The sequence below is a fragment of the bacterium genome (genome assembly GCA_013360215.1).
GTDB lineage: Bacteria > CLD3 > CLD3 > SB21 > SB21 > JABWCP01.
Window position 1 is genome coordinate 123,504 of the sequence record JABWCP010000003.1, and the last position, 23,929, is coordinate 147,432.

A 23,929-nucleotide genomic window follows, 5' to 3' on the forward strand; every position below is an offset into this window, starting at 1 on the left:
ACTGGGGGTAATATACGCTCTGAATCGGAGAAATCAAATGGAGACCCTATATCACTGATAAATGGCAAACCAAGGGATTATGCTAATCGGTAATCAAACTGAATGATAAGAGTTAGCATAAATGCGAAAATAACTGATTTGATTCATAACTAATTTTTTAAACAAACATTGCATATTGATTTTCGCCAACTTGTAATATAATTTCGCGCCGATCAACCGTGAATACGAAATAATTAATCTTTTATGAACGATTTTTTTGAACAAACGCAGGCCCGCTACACGGCGATATTAGAACGACTCGACCGCGACATCCGGCCTTTTTCGGATGCGCAGATCCATTGGAAAGCGGATGCGAATACATGGTCTATCGCAGAGGTGCTGCTGCATATTATCACCGCGGACACCACCTACCTTGAGCCTATGCGCCGCGCTTTGCAAGGCGCCGAACGTACGGCTTCACCGGTCGCCTACCGTCCGAGTTTTTTTGCACGTTTATTTATCTATTCCCTAAGGCCGGGCCGTTTCCGATACAAAGCCCCCGCGATCTTCAAGCCGGAGTCAAGCCGCATCAGTCATACCATTCGTCAAAATTTCGCCGATCACATTCGCGCACAGATGCAGTCGTTACAGGCATGGCGTTCGTACGACATCAATCGCCTCAAAATGACGTCACCCGCCAATGCGATGGTGCGTATCAGTCTCGGTGAAGCGCTGGATGTGATGATCACCCATACCGAACGCCACATGGCGCAGGTGGATCGCATCCTGCAGCATCCCCAGTTTCCGACATCATGAAATTTGGATTTACGTGCGGCTGCGCGATAGCGGGATTGATTGAGTGGGAGTGTGCGATTTGGATTTTTGTCTATGCTTTGGTGCTTTTCCCGTTTAGCCCATCCACAACTTCTTTGAAACTCTCCAGCGCGGCTTCGACGTTCTCCACTATTTCCATCGCGAGAATATCCGGGTCGGGAAGATTTTCCAGGTCGCCGAGGTTGTCGTCCTTGAGCCAGAATATGTCGAGGCTGGTCTTGTCACGCGCAATGATCTCGTCGTAGGTAAATTTCTTGAAGCGTTCCGTCTCTTTACGTTTCTGGCGATTGGGCGGATTATAACATTTGATGAAGTCCTGCAAGTGCTCGTACTTCATCGGATCGGTCTTGAGCGTGAAATGCTGATTCGTCCGCAGATCGTATATCCAGACTTCCTTCGTCCATGGCGTTTTCGAGGCCTGGCGATTATCAAAGAATATCACATTGGCCTTAACGCCTTGCGCGTAGAAAAGGCCCGTGGGCAGTCTCAGGATCGTATGCAGATCGGTCATGTCCAAGAGGCGCTTGCGAACGGTCTCTCCCGCGCCGCCTTCAAAGAGAACATTATCCGGCACGACCACCGCCGCTTCGCCGTCGATCTTGAGCATGGCGCGGATATGCTGAACGAAGTTCAGTTGTTTATTGCTCGTCGTGGCCCAGAAATCCTGGCGATTGTACGTCAGCATTTCTTTTTCCTGCTCGCCTTCTTCGTTCGTGATCGTGATACTGCTTTTCTTGCCGAAGGGCGGATTGGCAAAGACATAGTGGTACGTATCCTTCGGCGGAGAGATCAGAGAATCATTCCTATCAATGGGCGGCTCGCTATTCAGGTCGCCGATATTGTGCAGAAACAAATTCATCAGGCACAGCCGCGCCGCATTCGGCACGATCTCCCAGCCGCGAAACGCTTTGTATTTCAGGAACTCGCGCTGGCCTTTATTCAGATCCTGCTTGGTGAGATAGTCATAACAGGCGAGAAAAAATCCGCCGGTGCCGCAGGCGGGATCGGCAATGGTCTTATTCGGTTCGGGCTGAACGCATTCCACCATCGCGCGGATCAGCGCGCGCGGGGTAAAATACTGCCCCGCCCCGCTTTTCGTGTCTTCGGCGTTCTTCTCCAGCAGGCCTTCGTAAATGTCACCTTTCACATCCGCGCCGAGAATGACCCAATTCTCTTCGTCGATCATCCTGATCAACTTGAAAAGCTTCGCCGGGTCCTGGATCTTATTCTGCGACTTAAAGAATATCTGCCCGATCATGCCTTTTTCTTTCGACAATTCGCGAAGCATCTTCACGTAGTGTTTTTCCAGCGCATCGCCGGACTTATCTCGCAGGGTCGGCCACGCAAAGTCTTTCGGAATGTCCGTTTTCCGGCTGTACGGCGGCTTGGAGTATTCGTCCGCCATTTTCAGGAATAGCAGATAGGTCAACTGCTCCAGATAGTCTCCGTAACCCACGCCGTCATCGCGGAGCGTATTACAGAAAGACCAGATTTTTGAAACGAGTGCGTTGGTGGTCATTCAGCTCCAATCAATACGTTTTGTTTTTGAATTGCAGTCATCTCCATCGCCATTCCTGCGGAATCCATTCTGTGACAGTGTTCGCTATCAGTGCCGGCTCAATAAAAGCTTGAATGGATTTTACGACCTGTGAAAAATCGGCGGTTTCCTTAAGATGATTTGAATGAATAAATGCTTTCCACATTTCTTGCTTTTCTTTACGTTCATAAAACTCTGAATTCCAAATAGCTTTACGTTGTTCGATGCTGGTTTCTCGCTTTTGAAATGTTGATTGGATCGCATGGTTTAGAATCTCTTTTGAATAACTTTTCTGAAGAGCTAAAAAACGCACGTCAAAAAAGTCCTTAATGCGGCTGTTGATTTCCGCGAGACTTACCATAGCTTCAAATTTCTCGGCAATGGCTGATTCCAACGAATACACAAAAATCCTCGGACAATCGTGATCCAGTATGACCGGATAATCAAGTTCGTAAGGATGCGGAATAACGACATCGTCAAAACCGACGTCAATTTGCAATATATCCTTCACGGTGCCCATTCGCACCGGCAACTTTGCTCTGACGTCGGAATAGCGGTCGCCTTCCGTTATTTTTTCTATCTGGATCTGATCCGGTAAAAATGTCAAGCCGTCTGCGCTGTCGATCAGGGCAATGTCGTTAATAATCGGCCGGAGCTTTTCAGGTTCATGACTAATCCCGTCAGCAAGAAAGTCCACGTCTTTGGTTACCCGGGACATTGGCATCCGGTGAGCAACAAGCATCATGGCTCCCTTGAGGATAAGGCTATTCCTGTGTTTTGACTTGCTTAGACGATAGAGAAAACGTTCCTGCACGTAACGTCGTAACAGGGTCATCGGCTCGATTTGCTGCTGTTTTGCCATCGCAGCCAGTCTGGCCCATACGGAGGCCGGCATGTTTTTGATTTCTTTTTTCATCCTATCAGCCCTTTGAGAATGGGGCTAATGATCTTTTCAACTTTACACCGTCTTGCAAAAGTCATCAGTTTATTCAGATCGCGGGACCGCCGTGATGCATACGTGCGCAGGGCCTCAATGGCAATGGATTCGCCGAGTTTTCTGCGGTAACGAAAAAGATCGCAAATAGTTTTTTCAGGAGTATAAATGCGAAAACGGCCGCGCGGGGTTTTGACCGACACCATACCGGTCTTATAATAGGTCTCCGGAAAATAGAATATTCTGACGGGCGGATAGTCCAGTCTGATTTTCGATTTGTTCTGAGGTACGGCTATGAATATTTCCGAAGGATTCGCTGTGGTCAGCTCATGATATACCGCCGCAGACGTGAGTGCAATGATCGCCGACGGAATGGCCCAGTGTATGACGTAGTAACTGGAATGGGCATCCGGTTTTTTTTCCGGCAGACGATACAGGCCTGGTTTTATTTTCTCGATGATCCCGTCCTGAACGGCGCGGGAAACGGTTCGGGGATGAATTCCCGCGTCCTTGAGCGATTTCATACGTATGAACCCGCCGTTTTTTTTCACTATAACTTCAATATTTGTCATATGTAAATCCAATTATATGGTTCTAATTCAATGTCAATATAATAAAATAACATTGAAAAAGAACCAAATAAATTGTTTGACAAAATCCCGACCTTACGCCGTCATCACGGAGCGTATTACAGAAAGACCCGGTGAGCCCCGCCCTCATCGTGAGCGAGGTCGAACGAGGAGGCGGGATAAACTCCGTCGAACCGTTTGAAACGAGTGCGTTGGTGGTCATCAGTTATATTTGTTAAGCTCATCAACAAGCTTGTGAACCGTGCTGACAGATTCTGTGTGTTGTTTACCGTTTTCTTTTCCATTATAAATCTTCGTCGCACGGACAATTGCTTTGTCCTGAGTGGAAATCAATTCGCTATACATCTTTTGTAATGTTTTTTCGGTCTTGTCGTATGGAAATGGAAGGTTTCTATCCAAAATGCCCTTATATTGACTTCGATCCATGGGATTTCCATTGTGGTCGTGAAAATGCAGCAAAAACCAATAGTCAAACGCTTGATTTGAATATGCAACCTTACAACCCTCTTCTTCCGCTTTTCTAATGGATTTTTGAAAATCTCCTTCATCGGTTTCATCTCTATCGAATACTAGCCACGTCTGATCAAACTTGATTTCTTTTTTCTTCTGAATTCTATTCTTTGTTTTAATCGCATTCGTTACAAAAGTCATAGAATTACCAACTTCTCCCTGCTCAACTGATGCGTGGGCTCGAAATGAAGAGAAATAGTAATATTCGGTTTCTCCTTCGCAAATAATCAGCATGGTTGGCCGATAGAACTTTTGGTTGAGAGGTCTCTTAAAATGATGCTTCTTCTTACTCATTCAGACTCCAGCATGGCATCAAACTGATTCAGGTAAGGAATTCCTCCGAATTTTCCCATGAGGTAGTTTTTTTCCAGTGCCAAATCATTTCGCGGTTTTTTCCCTTTCTTGAAATCACTCAAGCTGTACAACTCTGTAGAGCCGTCTTTTTTCTTCTCAGTAAACCATATCTGGTCGCGACGAAAAACATGAGCGCTCAGTAAATTGGTGTCGTGAGTAGCGAATATCAATTGCGCATTACCGGTATTCGTCTTAGGGCTGTGAAACAGTTCAATTATTCTCTCCGTGAGTAAGGGATGCAATTTGGTGTCTAATTCATCAATAATGAACACATTTCCGTTCTTAAGAGCATTTAGTATCGGGCCAGACAAGTGAAAAAATTTCTTTGTTCCTTCCGATTCTTGTTGTTCCAGATTAAATACTGCCGGCTGGGTCGCTTCACCCTTTGCATTCATCACCTTTCTTAGTGACACGGCAAAAGGTAATTTACTCTTAGCCGGGTCTACATTGGCTTCCGAGCTTCCCGTTTTCAAATCAAACTTAATATTGAACCCTTGGCCTTCCTGTTCACGTATTTCAAAATCTTCAATTCCGAAGTCTGCAATTTTCAAAAGTTCGAGAATAGAATTTTTCTTTTCCTGTATTTGGCATTCCTCAAGAGTAAAACCGAGATAAAGAGAATCGTAAATTCCAGAAACGACATGGAACTGTTTTAACCAACTGTGCACTTCATTAGCCATCGGATCATTCAGAATCGTTGCTTTAGCGAGAAACAGTGCATTCGAAGCGACAATATTTTGTTCCTGAACTAATTTCAAAATTTTGTGTTTTGCCCCAATATCGTACTGATTGCCATCACGTACAAAAACTTTAGTTTCGCGATCTTTGGTCAGGTAGAGCCATTCCTTCTTAACTTCCTGAGGGGTCACTTCAAAACCGTAACGATAAAAATGATCTTGCCAATGAAATATCATTTCCATCATGGTCGGCTCATTTACTGTTTCAGTGTTAAGCGCGAAGGACGCAATTGGAATCGGTATTCCGGCCGGGGATTGAATAGACTGGGTGAATACATACCAAAAAGACGCGAGAGCTTTTATGAGATTGCTTTTACCTGAGGCGTTGGCTCCATAAATGACAGCGGACTTGAGGAATTTTTGATCCTCTTTGGCGATGACATTCCTGTCTGCGTCGAGCAATTTTTCTTTTAAGCCGGACTGAACGACCATGCTGAGAGTTTGCTCGTCTCGTAAAGACAGGAAATTCTTTACTTTAAATTGAACGATCATGAGGTTTTTGCGGGTTTTTATTGTGTGGTATTTTCACACAAAAATACTATAATAATACTGGATTGTCAATATTAAATAATGATATTTGTGATTTTTTCACAAATACACACTTTATAAACACAAATCAGTCACTCTAAGCTTTCTTCGAAAGATCGTCATCACGGAGCGTATTACAGAAAGACCCGGTGAGCACCGCCCTCATCGTGAGCGAGGTCGAACGAGGAGGCGGGATAAACTCCGTCGAACCGTTTGAAACAAGTGCGTTGGTGGTCATAGAATTTAGAGGTGCTTCACGGTCGCAAGTTTGTACTATGCAAACGAGGCATTGATTGTTGTGGACTCACTTTTTCTGATTCCTGAGAGAGTATCGCGGGTCATTGTTGCTTGACCACTAACCGCTCCTCAATCTTCTGAAGTAACTCATCCGGGTTGACAATAGGCAGATACGCGTTTTGAAGCGGTGTACCACGAAATCTTTCGATCATAATCCCTCGAGTAGTGGAATATGTAAGATTAATAGCCAAGATGAACAATTCCCTGGGAATTCCTCCAAGTTCTTTGAATTTCTGAAATGCCTCTGGTCCTATTTTGAAAACTCCTTGCGTGACAAGAGCTCCAAGATTTTGCGTATTGGATGCCCGCAATATCTTTATGTCCAGATGAGTTTCTATTGCCTCATTTTCTGGCACAACACGAATTCCAATTGCATGATTGAAATTAATTTGCTCGTTAGGCTGGATGTCTTCAGGCATCTGCTCTTGAACAAATTGTTTGATAGTAAACTTTTCAAGTTTGATCTGAATTGGTATTTGGCTAACAGGGTTGTTCGGTTCCATGCGTTGTCGCCTTGTTTGTTGTGACAAAATCTATAGAGCCCTGAACTGGATTAGAGAAAGGAATCGGATAATTCAAATAACCGAGTTCATCCGTTCTAGCGTTGCCAATCAAATTTGTAAACGGGTAGCGAATAATATTACCTGTCACTATACGTTGTGTATAGAACTCTTGCGTTTTTTGTGCAGAATGATTTTCACTGTCCAAAATGATCTCCGGCTGTATCTCAAAAACACTCGCGATCTGAGCAATCTTCTTTATTGTCAGATTTTCTTCACCCCGCAATAGCTTAGTAATATATGCAACCGAGCAACCAAGTTTTCGAGCAAGAACCGACCGCGACCATTTTTTCTTCACCAGTTGGTTAGACAATTCTTCTGTAAGTTTGATCATGATTGATGTAGCGATATATTCAGGATCGCTTTCTCTCAATCTAGTCCATTGGTCAAGAGAGGTAATTTTTTCTGGTTTACCCTTCATCTTTAACCCTCCGTATTAATTGTGTTTCGGATTGACTTTGCTTTCTTTATCTCTTTTGGTGGTGTTTTTTGTGATTGCTTTCGAAAATAATGGGTTGTTGCAACGCACTTTTTCGGATTTCCGTCAAGGAAGAAGCAAAGAACTCTGTAGTTCTTTGGTTTAAATTCCCAGATTCCGTCTTGAAGATGTTTGAATTGCTGATTGTTCGTAATTTGTCCCTGTTGCCCTAAAAGCCTAAATAATCGATCAAGTGTATCCTGCGCTGACGTTGGGATCTTCTTGTTGTTGAAATACTCAGTAAGGCAGCCATCTTTGCCGGCGACATAGTATTCATAAATATCGGCCTGTCCGCCATTATGGAATTTTCGAAGTGGCACTAATTTAACCTATAAGTTAAACGTTGTCAAGAAGAATTTTGTTCCTGCGAACTAAATTTAACGATATCTAAATATAATTAATTTAATATCTTATATAAATATAATCTGTGTTGAAGAAGATCAAACTCGAATAAACCTCCACTAAAACACCATCTTCAGGGTACGTTGCGATCATAGCCATCTCACATATTTAACCCTGCTATTGCACGTGTTACCCGTTCTTTATACTCGCGCCAATTAATCAAGTGGTAGTTCTTCTTCAGGTTTGGGTTCTTACCACGATAGAGAGGTATTAAAGGTCTGTCTAATACATTTTTTGTGGGTGGAATAGGAATTTCACGTCGGAGTTTATAATACTCAACCGCCTTGATCAACGAATCCGATCCATTGACCAATACCTCATGCAAATATTGTGACGTCAGTAGAACCGGAATATCCTTTGGAAACTGATCAAGCTCCCGCTTTAGCCTTTCCAGCCACCAGACTGCTGCCTTTCTCCAAAAAGTTAGATTTGCCGAAGTTTCCTTTGAAAAATAATTCCGACATATGTTTTGGGTATAGACCGAATCCCAATCCAACCCGACTTCATTCAGGTTGGTCTTATGAAATTTCTTAAATGAGTTAAACTTAGAGTGCTCATGACCTATCATGAAAACATACTTCATATCATGAACATAATTATTACTCGGATCACAACCCAAATAAATTGCTCGAACTGTTTTCTTGTCTTTGCAATACGGTTTTGGAAACGGATAGTCGTAAATTCTGTCAGCGAATTTCGGAAATGTTCTTCGCAATTCTGCTACAATTTGACTGTCTATCACACCAATCTCCCTTCAAACGCCTTCTTCAATATACTCTGCCGCGTCGCTTCAGCTTTTTCTATGCTTTGAATGATCGTCTTTTCCATATAGTCTGCTTCGGAAAGACGGGTTTCTATTTCGGCTACAATCGACTTCTGCTCAGCTACTGTGGTCAACGGAAAAACAACCTCGTTCAATCTTTTGCCTGTTAAATGTTTGATCGTTGTCCCTGTGAAATATTTTTTTAAAACACCGTTGTGAGCAGTTAGATACAAAAAATATAAAAAGTAGTCAGGAATTGCTCCTGATCCGAATCGAACTCTGTGCAGTGCTTTCTGAATTTTTATCGAAGATGATTTGTCCTTCCAAATAGCTGCACGTCCAGGTTCCCCTCCTTCACATACAACTAAATCGTTGTATTCAACTGAATATCTAACATTTTCATCTTTCGTGAAGCGCATTTTTTCAAGATCAGTCAGATTGAATTCAAACCACCTGACACTGATATTCCGAAGATAGGGCTCAAATTCTCCTTTATTTTTTTGTTTGTCTAACATCTTCCCAAGACATGTTTCTGCTACATCCCCCAGCTTCACCCACTTCCATCCCTCCGGCAATTGGCCGGGTTTGATATTCTTGTGTGTGAGGCGGCCTTCGAAGGCGTATTTGAGGACGGCTTGGCGGTAAGTCTTGAGCTGGGCCTGGGCTTTTTTCAGCGACTCCACCGCCTTATCCAGATCGCTGAATAATTCCTCGATCTTCGCGACGATGCGTTTTTGTTCGGGTAGAGGTGGAAGGGGAACAATTACTCGATTCACAAACCCAGTACTGATCCCACCCTGAGCTGCACCTCTGAAATCTGAAAGGATTTGTCTCTTTCCTCTTTCACTCCACATATAAAGGAAGACAAATTTCGAATCAATTTCTTCAAAAACTTTACAACGAAAAACATGTTCATTGATGACGGCCTTTGAATGAGGAAAGTTTTCAGGAATATAACTGACTTTTCCGGTAGTCGCACCGTCCTTTACAACCAATATATCATTCTTCTTAATCCAACCCTTGCTCATTGATCGAGCGAACTCTTTTGGCACAAACTTGATATTCTTAAAATTGAAACCGCCATCCGAAGCCAAATGTTCCCCGCCAATGCTTGGTATTCCTGATTCAATTCCACCAACACCACCCTTTGGCCTCTTTCCACTTTCAAATTCCGCCAAAATGTCTTTCAGTGGAACTTCTTTCCAATTGTTTTTATTCACTAAGCTGCCAATGCCTCATTAAGTTCCAGAATCAGTTCATCTATATTATCGCCGAATAATTGCCACGCTTTAGCAAGCCCGCCGCGGTCCACTTCACGGTTCGACTTCGCTCACCGTGAAGTTAAGTACACTAGTCGATGAATCCAACGCTCACCGTGAAGTTAAGTACACTAGTCGATGAATCCAACGCTCACCGTGAAGTTAAGTACACTAGTCGATGAATCCAACGCTCACCGTGAAATTAAGTACACTAGTCGATGAATCCAACGCTCACCGTGAAGTTAAGTACACTAGTCGATGAATCCAACGCTCACCGTAAAGTTACAACTTTTTTGCATAATGTGTCTCATTCCTGCATTTCGCTAATTCATGCAACAATTCAAAATCACCTTTGATGAGCGCTTCCTTCTTTGCCCGTGACCAGCGCTTGATCTGGCGTTCTACCGAAATTGCTTCTATATACGTAGGAAATCCCTGCGACCACACCAATTTCACCGGCCTGCGTGTTGATGTGTATCCCCTGTATACCCCGTTCTGATGTTCCCACAAACGAAGCTCCACTTTCTTGTCGGTCTTACCGGTGTAGTAACTGTTGTCGGAGCATTGTAATATATATACTGTAGAGACATCCATTTTTTTATCTTCTCCCTTCGACTTCTTCCTCGACTTCGCTCGGAATGAAGTCGGGGTGAAGTTATTTTTTTATTCCAAAAAGCTTCATGGTGAGCGAAGTCGAACCATGAAGCTCTAGGCAGCTAATGCCTCATTAAGTTCCTGAATTAGATTATCAATATTATCCCCGAATAATTGCCACGCTTTGGCGAGGCCTCCGCGATCTACGAAGGGCGAGAGATCGAAGTCGTTCTTTTCGATATGCACCGACGCGGCGACGTAGTCTTTGATCATACGAAGCCATTCCATCTGCTCCGCATTGAATTTGATCGTGCCTTCCTGTTTTTTGAAGGCCCATTTCTGGAAATTGCGATTCACCGTTTCGTCGAAGGCCGTGAGCTTTTCGTCGATCCCGATGGCGTGCCTTACGAGCGAAACGAGCGCGATGAGTTCGCTTTTGGGCTGATCGCCTTTGCTTTTCTCGAGCTGTTCATACGCCTGCCAGAGCCGCGCGGGGGCCAGCTGGGGTTTCCTCATTTTGAGTACCTCGACTAATTCTTTGATCATGGCGAAAGTGAGTTCACGCCGCCGGTACGGCTGAGCGTAGAATATCTGCAAGGCTGTGATGGTGTCCCTATTCGTTTCGAGAAATGTTTTGAATTCCTGCACGAGTTCCGCCGCTTTGCCTTGGGCGTCTTTGTCCCATTCTGCGGCGAGCACGGTATCGAGATTGACATTGTCGATGATCTGGTTGTGCATTTTGCGGATATTTTCTACGCGTTCGCGGAAGTCCGGGTTTTGAAAAACGTGTGTGGCTTCGGTGACGAGTTCGGCTTTTGCTTTCTCTTCCATCTCCTTCATGCTGAGCGTAGTCGAAGCATGAAGGTCCTTCGCCTCCCCCTCGACTCCGATCGGGATGAGGCTCATGGCGAGGGCGCGCTCATGAATCACGTCGGGATCGTAAGACTGAAGAAGGGATTTGACGATGGAATTGAGTTTCTCTCCGCCGCTTGCGCCGGCGAGCTGATCCCGCTCCGCGGGCGTGATCTGTTTATCTAATCGCGTGAGCCGATTGGCCAGCGAGGTCACGGTATTCTCGTCGGTCGTACCCATGACGACGTGCATCATCAGGTCGCGCAGGGAAATTCCGGGATTGCGCTCCAGCGGGCGGCTGTCGGTCTTCATCGACTTGCATACGCCGACCGCATCGACGATGACGAAATGGGTCTTATTGGATCGGGCCGACGGCGTGACCTTTCGAAGATCGTCCTCGGACAGCGTGCGCGTGCCGCGCCCTTTCATCTGCTCGAAGTAACTGCGCGAGCGTACGTCACGCATGAAGAGCAGGCATTCGATAGGCTTGACGTCCGTTCCGGTGGCGATCATATCCACCGTCACCGCGATGCGCGGGTAAAAGGCCGTGCGGAATTGCTGAAGCACTTCCGAAGGTTTTTCGTCTTTGACAGAATAGGTCACCTTTTTGCAGAAGGCATTGCCTTCGGCGAATTCTTCTCTCACGATCTGAATAATATCGTCCGCATGGCTGTCGGACTTGGCGAAGATCAGCGTCTTGGGCGCTTCCTCGCGCCCGGGAAATATCTCCGTTCTGAGTTTTTCTTTGAAGGTGCGAATGATCGTACGGATCTGGTCTTTATTGACCACATCGCGATCGAGCTGGGTCGGTTCGTAGATCACCTCTTCGTCCATTTCCTCCCAGGTCTGCCTGCGCGTTTTGCGGTCGCGCGTTTCGATCCATTGTTTCGCGATCACACCGCCTTTGCGCGTCACTTCCGTATCGATGGTGTAGACATCGTATCCGACATTCACATTATCCGCGACGGCCTGCTCGTGCGTGTATTCGCTGACCACGTTCTTATTGAAGAACGCATACGTGCGCACGTCCGGCGTGGCGGTGAGGCCTACATAGAACGCGTCGAAATAATCCAGAACCTGTTTCCATAAATTATAGATCGAGCGGTGGCATTCGTCCACGACGATCACGTCGAAAGTTTCTATCGGCACGTCGGTATTGTACGCCACGTCTTTGGGGCGTTCGGCCTGTTTGATCTCATTGAGCGAAGTCTCTTCCACCGATTCGTCCATCTCTTCCCCGCGCAGAATGGAATACATACGCTGGATCGTGCTGATGCAGACGTGGCTGGCGGAATCGATGTACGACGAGCGCAGGCGCTGGACGTTGTAGAGTTCGGTGAATTTTCTCTGATCGTCATTGGGTTTGAAAGCCTGGAATTCTTGTTCCGCCTGCTCGCCGAGATTGCGCGTATCCACGAGGAACAATATCCTCCGCGCCCCGGCAAATTTGAGCAGCCGGTAAACCGACGTGATGGCGGTGAAGGTTTTACCGGAACCCGTCGCCATTTGCACCAGCGCTTTCGGGCGATTGTCCGCAAATGAGAGTTCCAGATTCTGAATGGCGCGTAACTGGCAATCGCGCAGTCCGTCGGGATTGAGCGGCGAAATATGCCGGAGTCTTTTTCTAAATGTGTCGGATTGTTTGAGTAATTCTCTGAGCGTTTCCGGTTTGTGAAAAGCGAAAACTTCGCGCGCGCGGGGTTTGGGATCGCGCAGGTCGGTGAAATGCGTGATCGCGCCGGTGCTTTCGTAGAGGAACGGCAGCACTTTGCCTTCTTTTTTCCATTTGAGTTGGCCAGTGGCGTAGCGGTAGGACTGTTCCTCCACGGCGCTTAGCAGTTCCCCTTTTTCTTCGGATTTCGCTTCGATCACGCCGACGGGTTCACGATCCACAAACAAAATATAATCCGCCGGGCCGCTGTCCGTCGGATATTCACGAATGGCGATACCGGTTCCTGCCGACAAGTCAAGGCGCTTCCTATCTTGCACAACCCAGCAGGATCGTACCAACATGCGATCTATGATGTCACGTGCGCGTTGCTCAGGCGTCATACATTTATTGATTCGTGAAAGGTACAATGAAGAGATTTCAGTGCATGAAAAACTAACGCATGCTTACATGGGATGCAAGAGGAAGATACTATTTCTTAACCTCATAATACCAACACCGCATTGTACAAATACACCTTGTATTAATTGACGCATTTACCGGGTTGGCTCACAAATGAAAGAAAACCTTTCCGTCTGAGCGAAGACGAAAACTGATTGTACTAAATCTGGTCATGGTTCGACTCCGCTCACCATGACGAATGTGAGACATCTCAATAAAGATATTAATTTATCTACCCCGGAATTTATAAACTCTTATCATAATCGGAAGTTTGAGCAAACCGTTAAAATTACTGATTGACATCCAATAGAATACCCAACTTACAACTGACGAAATTTACCTATCGACACATTTTCCTAAATCTTCATTACATCATATGAAAGGAGGTGTAGAGGGTGCCCGATGATTACGAATATACCCAGGATGATCTGGACAATCACGCTAACCAACTCAATCCGGAATGCGATGAGTATTGGTAGAGCCGAGGTTAAGATAAACGCTCGGATGATTGGGAGGAGCGACTTGAAAATGAACAGAATGACGATTAAAAAAAACCGACTAAACGCCGGTTTTTTTTAAACACTATCTTCAAGATAAATATATATTTTTAGCGCTCTTAAATGCCATACTTTTGTTTTTTGTGCAGTACTATGATCATTATCATAAGAAAGATACCTTCAAAATATTTGCTTATGAATCAACCGGTAATTCGTAGTCCAAAAGTTATCAACCAGAATTTTTTTTGGCTTTTAAACTGTCCATTGGGATTAGCTCCCCTATATCCCCTAAAGTATATTTCACTGAGTGACTTTGGAATTTGAGATGTATTTTGATGTGAGGTAAATCTATACCCGACGATAAGGCTATGCGAAAAACGTTGCTCTGACTCTAAGTTATGATAATTGTAGATATTCACCCTTGTTGACGAGATGGCTAGGAAGTTTAAAAATTGCAGATTTTTTTTATAAAAATCAGCTAGAAAATATGTCTCAGGCTTGGCATCACTTACATATACCGTGGTGTCTTGCCCAAGAACCTTTTCATGATAATAACCAAGCTTTCTCCCGCCTAATCGTCGAGTTTGGCCAACTCCAAGTTGCACATGTCCATCGTCGCCTGCATCGTCGCCTGCATTGAAATAAAGAAATAAGAGTGCATCGTAAACTTCATAACTGACGTTTACGCGTCTAAATTGTTTTGAGCTGGAAGAATCTGTTAAGACGAATATAGTATATTCGTCTCCAAGATGACTGCTATTGTGTAGCCAAGGAACCAATCTAATACCTATACCAGGAAACCTTAACCATTGCCCATACGATCCGCGGTCCTTGTTCTCCCAAAGAATTTTGATCATCGTTCCAAACCGATAATCTGTATTTAAAACAGGGCTGGATTTACCTTCTATATCCCATAAAAGATGAAAACTGACTGGAATAAAAAACCCACACTTGAATGATGAGCTTGAGTACCCCATAATGGGTAATTCGCGCCCTAAAGAAATATCCATACCCAAAAAAGCTGTCTTTTTTTGAAATAAATGATGTTTAACCGCACTCGAATAAGGATAATGTTTGAAAACGCCTAAATCAATTTTTGTATCCGCAGATCGAAGCTCAGAGATGAACGGAGGGAAAAACGCTTGATTCGTAAACTGCCAGAAACCTACCTCTTGTGCTGGTAAATTTCTAAAGTCAAACAAGATTAATACCACTATTAATAATCTAGTTCCGAATGACATTAAACGAGCAATACAGCCTTTGCATTGGTAGTGTTCACCGAGAAGTAAGTGTACATTATTCACTAACATGTGCCACCTAAGTGATTTATAAAAATATTTTGGCGAACTCTAAGTAGAAATAGGTCAATTGATCCTACGCATTTTTATAGTTTTAAAAACTTATTGTACGACTTTAACTAATTGTACGCTCACCGTTAACGGGTATTTTGCAAATGCTTGTGTTGGCCCCATAAATGGCTTAGATGCCGATACACGAATTAGCGAAACAAGATCGAGTCCGATCACCCACTTTCCAAAATAGAAACCTTTATTCTGTTCACTACGCCCCAGATTCTGATGAAATTTACGATCACCATCAACATAACTCACTCGCGTTATGCTAAAAAACTTGAATTTCTCCGACACTGTGACAGCGGAAAGATGCAGTTCACCTCCAATGTCATTGTTATACGTAAAATGCTCAGCCGATGAATTTAGTGCAGGAAAATCCCATGCAAATTTCGGGAGAAAGAACACATCTAACCGCCGTGATTCTGATTTTCCATAAGTAATCAAGGGCAAAGCAAGATACATGATCGCATTGCCTCCCGTACTGAAAAACCGTTGAGCTGAAGCTTTCGTCGTATCGTTACCGGCATCAATCTGGGCGCCAAAACCAACTTTAGCATATCCTAGCTTCGGCATATATAAATAATCACTGATAAATTCGGCGTACAGGGAACTGCGATCATCTGTGAATGCAAATTGTATATTCTCACCGGTTGATAACGACAAGGAACCAAAATAATTTTTCGCTATCGTTGTGTCGCCCTGCGCCGGAAATATGTGTTTTTTATTTTGTGGCGGAGAGCCTGGTTCCGTTTTTTTGGTGGGGACTAAGGACATTACACTTTGCGACCAAAGCAGTGAGCTGAAAGAGAAAATCAACAAAAGTGCTTTAGTTAACATAAAATTACCCTTTCACCGAATTATAGAATGCTAAATGGTTAAACGTGATTTAAAATATACTAGAATAACCAGTCTGTTGTTGTTTACTGATGATATAAATTGCGTACAGATCAATGACATGATTTTAAAGATCATCTTTCAAAGATTGTTCGATAGACTTGCAAAAACAAATTGTTGTGTGTAAAAAGAGAACGAAACAATATCCGAATTACAAAAATTCAATAGTTATGATTTGAAATCATACGATTTTGCTATTGTAATTGTCTACAAATAATAAGGTAAGCTTTACCAACCGCGCCCGTTGATACAATCAATGTAAAATGTGATCAAAATTCATACTTGGAGTCCTTACAAATACATTTATAGAACGCGAGTCCTTACTATTGTGTTCTAAAAATTCGTGAACCTTTTCGGTTGTTATTGTTAAATAAGATAGCGCTTCCCGAAAGCAAACGTCAAGGGAGAGAAACGCAGGAAGAAATCGCCGATGACGATGGTATTCCAGATAATCGGACTGGAATATCGATATGCGACATTGACACTGGTGGGTATTATCTATATATTCTTTTTTTTCTCAAATTGTGTTATCCCAAATAATAACCTTTTTCAGGAGGTTGCCGGTATGAAGACCCCACACGACATCACGCTTGATGAAGCCAAACAATTTATCGCCAATCAACGCTCCCGCACGCAAGGAAACGTCGCTGTCGGTTCCCACTTCGGTCAAATGATCGGCGGAATGTTTTCCAAAGAAGCGCTTCAGAATCTTTTGAATCAATCCGGATGTACGGGAATGCGATTTTATTTTGGTGCTAATAACAGCGGCCAGCCCGTGCTGGTTTTGGTCGGTGTGGATGGCTCAGGGAATGATATGACCGGCGGTGTGATGCTTGAACGTTGCCAACCACTGATGGCTAATCAGGCTAAAGGAGACTTAGGTCAATAATGCCGATCAGCAATATTTGGGTTACATTGGCCGATCTGATTCCAGTCTTGGGCGGCCTTTGGGCGATCAAACATCTTGGCAAAGGAATGCGGATTTTCTTTTTTTATTGCTTGATGGCTTTGCCTTTTGATTTGCTCAATCTCACCTTGCGTATCTATGAAATCAACAACTTCTGGGTATTACATGTTTTTACTTTATGCGAATACGCGCTTATAGCAGCAACACTCTCGGTTTGGGCCACCTCCGGTTTACAAAAATTAATACGTTTTTCAATTACCGGTTTTATCGTCGTATGGATTATCAGTAAGTTTTTTATCGAATCGTTTAGTACGTATGATAATTTTATGTCCACCACCGAGAGTGTTTTACTTATTATTTTGACGACCACCATATTGACGCGCTTGAGCACCCTCACAGAAAATTTCGACGAAGATCCGAGGTTTTGGGTATTGATCGCGTTATTATTCTATTTCGCGGGTAATTTTACGGTATTCGCACTCCGCAACTACCTGTATTTCTGGTATATTCACAATATCATACTGACCATCACCAATATTCTCATATTTAAAGCCTTTTTATGCAGTCGCAATCCCCTGAACTCTGGCTTATACTGATATTCGGCATCGTCGCCTCTCTATCATTAGTAATCGGTATCATAGCCATTATCATGATTTCTCAAAAGCGAATGATCGGTGCACAAGAAGAAAGACTGGCGGAGATCGAAAAACGTGAAAAAGAAAATCTTCGCTTGGTGGATGAACTAACGCGACTAAAAGCCACATTGGAAGAACGGGTAAAAAGTCGAACTGAAGAACTGGAGAATTCACTAGAAAAACTGAAACAGGCTCAGGCCCAACTGGTATTATCTGAAAAAATGGCTTCATTGGGTAGCCTGGTAGCAGGCACCGCGCACGAATTCAACAACCCGCTTTCTATTATTTCCGGAAATCTTCGTTTTCTAGAAGAATATTTTGATTTTTACAAACGTGTACTTACCGCGTCGTCAGCCCAGTCCGTTCTTCAAAAAAACGATGCGACGTTGCATGATGTAATTGCAGATTCTGAAAAAACATTGACCTCATGTACGCATGCTGTACAGCGTTTGGTCAAACTCGTCAATAGTTTGCGCCAATTTGCACATATTGACGATGCCTCCATCACGGAAGTAAATATCCACGACGAACTGGATAATATTCTGCAGTTATCCGTGGTGTCTCGTTTTCCGGTGGTCCGAATTGAACGAAAGTATTCCGGCCACGCGCAAATCGTATGTTACGCCGGCGATATGGTACAGGTATTGATGAATCTTCTCATCAACGCTTGCGAGTCTATCGAACGGCGAATTCAACAGAATGCATTACCGCCCGGAGTACTGAGTATCGTGACTGAAAAAGCAGCGGAAGGCACACTTCGCATATCCGTAATAGATAATGGCAGTGGAATCGACCCCTCGATACAAAACAGAATTTTTGATCCGTTTTTTTCCACAAAACCTATCGGCCAAGGTGTTGGGCTAAGTCTGGCTACGTCTTATCGTATCGTACAGAAGCACAATGGTCGTATGTATTTCCACACAACCCCCTCCCTGACTACATTTACTTTGGAATTACCAGTTTACCAAAAATCATTTTAGCAAAACTAAGGAATTTCCGGGCCGGATACAGGAGATTTTCCGGTCGACGTTATCACCACATTATCGCGTGGATGATGTAAATTTTGAATGGATTCTGAATCATTGCGTCCACGCAATTCAGAAGGAGGTTTACCTAAACGTTTACGCACGGCATCTCTGAATGTGCGCACATGAGCATATCCCGAGGCGTGGCAGATCGTATACAGATCAAGGTCCCTAAGCAACATCTGAGTCGCCTTTTCTAAACGGTAATTTTCGATGATCGTAAAGGGACTGAGGTGATATAGCCGATGCACTTCATCTCGAAGGTAAGAACCGGAAATGCCAAGCATTTCAGCCAGTGAAGCTACCGAAAAACTAGGATTGCTGAAATGTAGATCAATGATCCTGTCAATTTGCTCTTTGCTCAGCATACGATCTTCCTCCTCGGCACGATTTTAGAAATATATTATTTCCGCAATCTGTCGTATTCTTCTGCGTGGCATGATTAATCACCCGTGACGTCTTTATGTTAATAATTCTGCTCAACATGAAGATGTAGCGAGGATTGGTTGCGAGATGGAGCACATCACCGCTTAAATACCGATACTTTGAGCCCTTGATTTACGAATTGTATTTTGGAACCCCGATTCATCCTATTCAAAATTTTAAGAGATTTCAGATCCATATTGATTTATGTATGCCGTAATGTTTTGGTAGTTATTCATGATCGTATTCATAAGCGCGTTTGTTTGATTAATTATTGAATTCTGTAAATTGGAATCCGGATTGATATCAGGTTTAACTAAATACTCCAATAGACTACCGAGAATATCCATAGTACCGTTAATTTGGATACTTGCTTCCAGTTGTTGTACCTCCGAAAGAAAATTTTTCCTCAGATAACTCGTGATCCATCTTGAAAGGCGATCGTAATCCGATTTTCGATCTCCGATAGAACCTTTATCGGCATAGTTCGTAATATTCCCTGATACAAACTGACCATTGAGTATCAACATCGCAGAGGGATTCACATACGCCGTAAGAAAAGTTACTTTGGCAAGATCAACAGCCCAACAATTGGTTGCTCTATAATTTGCCATGGCGTATCGGATCAATTCGGCCGTATAAATAGCGGCAAAATCACTGAAATAGCCATGATACTGTACAGAGCTTGTATTGGAAGACACCAAGAATTGAATGACATTACTCAGATAAGGCTGCAGCATGGACTGAGTCTGAAGTAGATTTAATTCTCTTAAGTAATACATATCGGACGGGTCGAGCGTCCCCAACTCACCGCCATGCAAAGAATAGCTTCTTCCTGATTTCACATCAGGTGGTATATAGGCAACGTGGTAATTTCTCATGGTGCTGTTTAGTTCGACTTCGACATACGAAGGGCAAGCAAAAAGCAACGGATCGGTGAGTAAGGCTGCCGCCCAACCGATACCGTTTGGGTTTTTAAGTTGAGTGGACAATATGGCCTCTTCTACTTTTTTTCTCATTTCTTGCGATGTAGCCCTTATGCCGGCGATACGTGTAAGTGTCTCGGAAACCCCCTGTTGGCCTTGGACAAAAAGATTATAGATTTCACCGGCATCAGCAACAAGCTGAGTGTTTAATACACTCAAAACCGTTTTTACGCTTGGCACAGTGGCCTTTGTTTCCGCATCTCGGCCGACAAAAAAGTAAATCCCCTGCGAGGCATTCATTACTCTTATAAAAGGTGTATTTGGATAATTGGACAGTTTTAGTTTCAAAACCGGGTTATAAGGAACATCTGACATAGCTGCCTCACTGTGCATGATTGCACATTTTTTTTAACATTTAGATTGTTTTCTGCTTTTAGAAATCGACCGTAAATAGAACCGAAAGCCTATAATGCATACACGGTGTTATTGATTTTTCTTTATGCGTTGAACCATGTAGGTATTACCTATTTTCTTACCGGTTAGGCTGCCTTTACTCATAAAATAAACCGGCATGCACGAGGGATCTATAGGAAGCGGAACATTATCACATGAACCATTGGAAGGTTGTATTAACTCATAGAGTAGTAAGAATGCCTCTTGTAAGGTTTGGTTTTCAGCAAAGATCGGAGTGTATGCTAAAAATTTATTTGTTTCATTAGAGTACAACATTTGGGCTTGAGATGAAGCCAAAAAGGCGACAATATTACAATTACAAACATCTCCTGAGCCACAATATTGTGCATACGCATTATTAATGGCTTGGTAAAAATCGAGTTTTGATGCAACGGGCTTAGTAACGCGTGGATATGGTGGATAACCACCGGGAAGTGATTTTGAATTTAACAGCAACCTTTGGAGTGCGCCGCCAAAACAAGGGTCATGTTGAGCATAAATCGTAAGAGGAACTTTTTCTAAGCTCATCATTCCGGCGCACATGGCACATTCTTCCAGATTAGTATAAATGGTACAGTTTTCCAGATAATAATTACCCGTACAAAAAGAATATTGTTGCATTACGCGTACTTCGCCATGCTGGGTTCCATTGTTGAAACACCCCACGCAGTTAAGCGCGTAAGCTATACTCGTGTCATTCCAATCTATCATGACTGATCCGATGTTATAACCACGCATAAATTGACCATTTGATGGATCGGAATTCGTTTGCCAGTCTCTATAAATACACGCGATACCGGCTCTGGAAGCCATCATATCCGCTTCTTCCCTTGCATTTTGAGGTACATATTTATCAATATAAGATACCTTTTTAGTGTCTTTGTTTTGCCCCCATACCATGGAATTCGATCCGCCCGTGAGTACAGTGACGAAAATCAGAATCATCGCTTTTTTTAGTTTTAGATTATTCATTGTGCTCAAAAGTTTCTCCTACTCATCTGGCTTTTCGGTTAACGCCCCGTTTTATGTGTGGTTTCTGGACTCCACGTTGTTTTATAACAAACCAATTTTCGTCGAGGTTTTTATATTCGAATACCTTTTTCGATTTTAGATGCTAATTAAAACAGCATATAACGCAGCAACGCCACAAAATCGAAAAATCGCAGAAACGTAGAAAAATTGAATTTTATAATGAGATATGATTGTTTTAAAATTAAAGTCCGTCAGGCCATTTGTCAACTTCGGGAATCGAAGGCGTTTTTCGCAGGTGTTTTTCGCATCTGAATGTTCGTTTTGTCAATACGATTTTGTCGTCTGACAGGCCCGAAAGCAATAGCCTCAAAAGAATGATTAAATCGAACAATTATCATCAAAGGAATTCCGGTGTTTCGAATCAGCCAAAGATCACGCAAAGAAAGGTGCAAAAGCCCGGACGGGTGCGAGTGGTAAATTCCTAAAAACTTGAACCCTTTCATTTTGAAATGAGAACTGGCCTCCATCAATGAATTAACGGATAGAGCAAAACCGTTTGATCGGTTCGATTGATTTTGGATTGGATATACGGACGCAACATATATCGTTCTGTTTTTTTTAATCCCCCCCAATGCTCCGCAAATCTCTCCGGTGGGGTTTTTCTGTAATTGTTTACGAAGCATTTGTGCCGGTAGTTTGTCAATCTCTATTTTTTGATACCCTATCATCGCGTCGAACTCCCCAAGCAATAATGACAATTATCCAGACCGTGAGCTTGAGCTTCATTGACGCTGTAAAAAATCCGTTTATGTTCGTTCGTAATAAGGTGAAGATACGGGCAATTTGCGATGTGCAGTTCCATCGTTCCCCTGTTCGTATTGCCGATCAGGTAACCGTAAACCCCGAGCGCTTGTTCCGCTTTGAGAGCAGAAAGCGATGGAGTCGCCGGACGGGTCGCGACAGTTTGCCAATGTTGACTGATACGCGTCTCGTATTTCGATGATTTATTGGAAGAGCCACCGGGGGATAATACGCCTCCGGGAAATCCCGTAATACCTTCGATGATCATACCCCCTCCTATCACGCCAAGGGTCCAACCTGCAACCGGATTTACAGGCGCTATCAGAACCCCTGCGGTAACCAAAAAAGCCCCGACTACCGTTTCAACAGGATTATCATCGGCGCCGATCACGAGCAAACCAGCATCAGTAAGATATCGTGGCGCGTCCGGAAAAGAAATGGAAGAAGCTTGCTTTTGAATCGAAACCAATTGTTTTATAAATTTTTCAGTACTAGTGGACTGAACGAGTTTTTTTCTAGGCAAACAATAGACTTCGTAAATGTATGACATCTCCTCTAACGAAATGCCCAAGGCCTTGATTGCGTAAGCCTCCTCTTTGCTAAAAAAGGAAGGGTTCGAAAAAACAGAAGCTTCGGAGGAATGTTTTCTTATTTCTTTCCAACGCCCATGAGCGTTTTTATTGGTAATCAGTCCCTCACTGGCTTTTCGGATCATATTTTGAAAGTGCACCTCTGCCGCATCGCCCGATCTTGCGATTTTTTTCTGTATCTCATCTTTAACGGGCTTCCCGGATAAAGAACCACGAACAACCGCCCCGACTCGCCTGTGGTATTTGAGTACAAATCGCGCGTATTGGGCCGCCTCAATCGCAGCACTATCACGGGCAATATCCGTGATAGCTTTGGGGCAACCATCTCGAACCTTTTGCTTACGTCCAAACAGTTTCGTATTCTTTCTAAACCCCGGAGTCATTTTAAGGAAATCCTCGAATTGGTCTCGGGATGTAAATTTGATTTGCTTAGAAATACTTTTCATGGGATTTCTTGCCTTAAAGTGAAAAATCTGCAACGCATTTTTTTTTACTATTAAACTATTGCTGAATCACATCCCTTCATCGATTAACATTTTCATCACACGTGGCTATTGATTGTATTCATTGCACTCTCCGCTTAATTTATTTCTGATTGTTGCAAGCATATTATTTACGTTCGGCAATGGATGAACCGTTGGCGTCAGCCGCAGTGCTTGTAAAATGACCTTTCAGCATTTTTTCGTTTTCATTAATTATCCAAGTTATAGTACCAGTACTAGCTCTTTGTTTACCATGTTCAGAAAATGTGATCCACACTTTACTCTTTTCAATTGTTCCTTCAAGCGTTATAGGGGTCCGCGCTTCAAAAGGATATTCGACATCGTTTTCCCAACATTTTTCACCGGTTGCTTTGATTTGGGCACCGTCTTGATGAATAAAAATACGGTATCCAAGTTTTAATTTCAGAAAAGGCGCGTATGACGTATGCTCGATCGTATTGGTAACGCGCCATTCTCCGTTTAAGTCAATATTCGGATGACTTTGCAAGTATTCTATAATCCCCAAAACGGTTGAAATGAATCCCACAACAGCCACAACGGTAGCAATTAACTTTTTAGCAACCGAATTCAACATGAGCATGGTATGACCCTTTCAACTCATAAAGCTATAACAACAGTGTTGTGTTTGAAGTC

General features: G+C 43.4%; 24 protein-coding genes. 4 read left to right on the forward strand and 20 right to left on the reverse strand.

Annotation, left to right across the window (positions count from 1 at the left end):
- The first annotated feature begins 243 nt into the window (after window positions 1–243).
- The gene (locus HUU58_03100; GenBank protein NUN44642.1) at window positions 244–795 is read left to right on the forward strand and encodes a DinB family protein; all 552 of its coding nucleotides are present in this window, start codon (window positions 244–246) and stop codon (window positions 793–795) included.
- 70 nt (window positions 796–865) lie between these two features.
- Here HUU58_03100 and HUU58_03105 read toward each other — a convergent pair whose 3' ends face one another.
- The 14 genes from HUU58_03105 to HUU58_03170 all read right to left on the reverse strand — a co-directional run bounded on the left by HUU58_03105 (window position 866) and on the right by HUU58_03170 (window position 16,004).
- The gene (locus HUU58_03105; GenBank protein NUN44643.1) at window positions 866–2,332 is read right to left on the reverse strand and encodes an SAM-dependent DNA methyltransferase; all 1,467 of its coding nucleotides are present in this window, start codon (window positions 2,330–2,332) and stop codon (window positions 866–868) included.
- Window positions 2,333–2,369: 37 nt separating this feature from the next.
- On the reverse strand, window positions 2,370–3,266 hold the full coding sequence (locus HUU58_03110; protein ID NUN44644.1) for a nucleotidyl transferase AbiEii/AbiGii toxin family protein: 897 nt from the start codon (window positions 3,264–3,266) through the stop codon (window positions 2,370–2,372).
- Window positions 3,263–3,808 carry a type IV toxin-antitoxin system AbiEi family antitoxin domain-containing protein gene (locus HUU58_03115; GenBank protein ID NUN44645.1) on the reverse strand — a complete coding sequence of 182 codons (546 nt, stop codon included), beginning with the start codon at window positions 3,806–3,808 and terminating at the stop codon, window positions 3,263–3,265. The genes HUU58_03110 and HUU58_03115 overlap by 4 nt, the downstream gene beginning before the upstream one ends.
- Window positions 3,809–4,075: 267 nt before the next feature.
- On the reverse strand, window positions 4,076–4,678 hold the full coding sequence (locus HUU58_03120; protein ID NUN44646.1) for an RloB domain-containing protein: 603 nt from the start codon (window positions 4,676–4,678) through the stop codon (window positions 4,076–4,078).
- Window positions 4,675–5,967 (reverse strand): ATP-binding protein, encoded by a 1,293-nt coding sequence (locus HUU58_03125; protein NUN44647.1) that lies wholly within the window; start codon window positions 5,965–5,967, stop codon window positions 4,675–4,677. Before HUU58_03125 ends, HUU58_03120 begins: the two co-directional genes overlap by 4 nt.
- Before the next feature lie 374 nt (window positions 5,968–6,341).
- Window positions 6,342–6,803: a hypothetical protein gene (locus HUU58_03130; GenBank protein ID NUN44648.1), complete on the reverse strand. Its 462-nt coding sequence runs from the start codon at window positions 6,801–6,803 to the stop codon at window positions 6,342–6,344.
- Window positions 6,781–7,281, reverse strand: a complete 501-nt coding sequence (locus tag HUU58_03135) for a helix-turn-helix transcriptional regulator (GenBank protein ID NUN44649.1) — start codon at window positions 7,279–7,281, stop codon at window positions 6,781–6,783. Before HUU58_03135 ends, HUU58_03130 begins: the two co-directional genes overlap by 23 nt.
- A gap of 2 nt (window positions 7,282–7,283) precedes the next feature.
- Complete coding sequence (locus HUU58_03140) at window positions 7,284–7,658, reverse strand: type II toxin-antitoxin system RelE/ParE family toxin (GenBank protein NUN44650.1); 375 nt, start codon at window positions 7,656–7,658, stop codon at window positions 7,284–7,286.
- Window positions 7,659–7,840: 182 nt separating this feature from the next.
- Window positions 7,841–8,482, reverse strand: a complete 642-nt coding sequence (locus HUU58_03145; GenBank protein ID NUN44651.1) for a hypothetical protein — start codon at window positions 8,480–8,482, stop codon at window positions 7,841–7,843.
- The gene (locus HUU58_03150; GenBank protein ID NUN44652.1) at window positions 8,479–9,723 is read right to left on the reverse strand and encodes a restriction endonuclease subunit S; all 1,245 of its coding nucleotides are present in this window, start codon (window positions 9,721–9,723) and stop codon (window positions 8,479–8,481) included. The genes HUU58_03145 and HUU58_03150 overlap by 4 nt, the downstream gene beginning before the upstream one ends.
- A 321-nt stretch (window positions 9,724–10,044) precedes the next feature.
- Window positions 10,045–10,356, reverse strand: a complete 312-nt coding sequence (locus HUU58_03155) for a GIY-YIG nuclease family protein (protein NUN44653.1) — start codon at window positions 10,354–10,356, stop codon at window positions 10,045–10,047.
- Between the two features lie 114 nt (window positions 10,357–10,470).
- Window positions 10,471–13,272: a DEAD/DEAH box helicase family protein gene (locus HUU58_03160; protein ID NUN44654.1), complete on the reverse strand. Its 2,802-nt coding sequence runs from the start codon at window positions 13,270–13,272 to the stop codon at window positions 10,471–10,473.
- A gap of 743 nt (window positions 13,273–14,015) precedes the next feature.
- Window positions 14,016–15,125, reverse strand: coding sequence for a hypothetical protein (locus HUU58_03165; GenBank protein NUN44655.1), 1,110 nt, complete (start codon window positions 15,123–15,125; stop codon window positions 14,016–14,018).
- 90 nt (window positions 15,126–15,215) lie between these two features.
- Window positions 15,216–16,004 (reverse strand): hypothetical protein, encoded by a 789-nt coding sequence (locus tag HUU58_03170; protein NUN44656.1) that lies wholly within the window; start codon window positions 16,002–16,004, stop codon window positions 15,216–15,218.
- 622 nt (window positions 16,005–16,626) lie between these two features.
- Here HUU58_03170 and HUU58_03175 point away from each other — a divergent pair.
- The 3 genes from HUU58_03175 to HUU58_03185 are packed head-to-tail and all read left to right on the forward strand — an operon-like array spanning window position 16,627 to window position 18,583.
- Entirely contained in the window at window positions 16,627–16,950 is a 324-nt protein-coding gene (locus tag HUU58_03175; protein NUN44657.1) for a hypothetical protein, read from the forward strand.
- Window positions 16,950–17,564, forward strand: a complete 615-nt coding sequence (locus HUU58_03180) for a hypothetical protein (GenBank protein ID NUN44658.1) — start codon at window positions 16,950–16,952, stop codon at window positions 17,562–17,564. The genes HUU58_03175 and HUU58_03180 overlap by 1 nt, the downstream gene beginning before the upstream one ends.
- Window positions 17,528–18,583, forward strand: coding sequence for a hypothetical protein (locus HUU58_03185; GenBank protein ID NUN44659.1), 1,056 nt, complete (start codon window positions 17,528–17,530; stop codon window positions 18,581–18,583). The genes HUU58_03180 and HUU58_03185 overlap by 37 nt, the downstream gene beginning before the upstream one ends.
- Before the next feature lie 5 nt (window positions 18,584–18,588).
- Here the strand turns inward: HUU58_03185 and HUU58_03190 are convergent, their stop codons facing one another.
- From HUU58_03190 to HUU58_03215, 6 genes are all read right to left on the reverse strand, one after another.
- Window positions 18,589–18,996, reverse strand: a complete 408-nt coding sequence (locus HUU58_03190) for a helix-turn-helix domain-containing protein (protein NUN44660.1) — start codon at window positions 18,994–18,996, stop codon at window positions 18,589–18,591.
- 234 nt (window positions 18,997–19,230) lie between these two features.
- Entirely contained in the window at window positions 19,231–20,352 is a 1,122-nt protein-coding gene (locus HUU58_03195; GenBank protein ID NUN44661.1) for a hypothetical protein, read from the reverse strand.
- Window positions 20,353–20,460: 108 nt separating this feature from the next.
- Window positions 20,461–21,411 (reverse strand): hypothetical protein, encoded by a 951-nt coding sequence (locus HUU58_03200; GenBank protein ID NUN44662.1) that lies wholly within the window; start codon window positions 21,409–21,411, stop codon window positions 20,461–20,463.
- A gap of 254 nt (window positions 21,412–21,665) precedes the next feature.
- The gene (locus HUU58_03205; GenBank protein NUN44663.1) at window positions 21,666–22,130 is read right to left on the reverse strand and encodes a Mov34/MPN/PAD-1 family protein; all 465 of its coding nucleotides are present in this window, start codon (window positions 22,128–22,130) and stop codon (window positions 21,666–21,668) included.
- Complete coding sequence (locus HUU58_03210; protein NUN44664.1) at window positions 22,127–23,239, reverse strand: hypothetical protein; 1,113 nt, start codon at window positions 23,237–23,239, stop codon at window positions 22,127–22,129. The genes HUU58_03205 and HUU58_03210 overlap by 4 nt, the downstream gene beginning before the upstream one ends.
- Before the next feature lie 163 nt (window positions 23,240–23,402).
- Window positions 23,403–23,876 (reverse strand): hypothetical protein, encoded by a 474-nt coding sequence (locus HUU58_03215; GenBank protein NUN44665.1) that lies wholly within the window; start codon window positions 23,874–23,876, stop codon window positions 23,403–23,405.
- Window positions 23,877–23,929: the final 53 nt, after the last annotated feature.